This is a genomic window from Pseudomonas sp. 43(2021), assembly GCF_017490805.1.
Lineage (GTDB): Bacteria > Pseudomonadota > Gammaproteobacteria > Pseudomonadales > Pseudomonadaceae > Aquipseudomonas.
Window position 1 is genome coordinate 1 of sequence record NZ_JAFGYJ010000213.1, and the last position, 555, is coordinate 555.

Genomic DNA, 555 nt, shown 5'->3' on the forward strand with positions numbered 1-555 from the left:
GGCGAGGATGATCAACAGATTTGCAAACACGGGACACTCCGCTGTCAGGGCGTTGGCCTCTGAAGCGTAGAGGCAAAAAGTCCGCGAGGATGACGCATTTGCAATTTGCGCTGAATGATTTGCGTCAGGATTTTGCGCCGGGAGCGCTGGGTCCTTTGGGCGGCGCCGGGTCGACGAGGGTTTAGTGGCGTCCTAGAATGGGCTCACTTGTTTTCCGGTAATGCCGTCATGTCTCCAGAATGTCAGCTGTTCGGCACCCTCGGGTGTCATCTGTGTGAAGTTGCCGAAGCCGAGCTGATGCCCTTCGTCGAGCATGGTCTGCTGGTTGAATTGGTGGACATCGCCGAAGACGAATCGTGGTTCGAAAAATACAGCTTGCGCATCCCGGTACTGCGGCGGGTTGACACCGGCGCTGAGCTGGATTGGCCGTTCAGTGGCGACCAGGTAGTGGCATTTTTAGGCTGCTGATTTTGCCTTGATCCTTTCCGCTGGTCGCAGCGATACATCCTTGCGTTGGCGCTCGCTGAATTCTTCGGTTACTGTATGTCCATACAG

1 protein-coding gene is annotated in these 555 nt (G+C 55.9%); it reads left to right on the forward strand.

The features are described 5' to 3' along the window. The first annotated feature begins 228 nt into the window (after nt 1-228). Complete coding sequence (locus J5M71_RS26815; RefSeq protein ID WP_122611525.1) at nt 229-468, forward strand: glutaredoxin family protein; 240 nt, start codon at nt 229-231, stop codon at nt 466-468. Nucleotides 469-555 lie beyond the last annotated feature (87 nt).

Bases quoted from the DNA above. Each gene is read 5' to 3' on its own strand.
- J5M71_RS26815 (WP_122611525.1), top strand. From the start codon at position 229: ATGTCTCCAGAATGTCAGCTGTTCGGCACCCTCGGGTGTCATCTGTGT.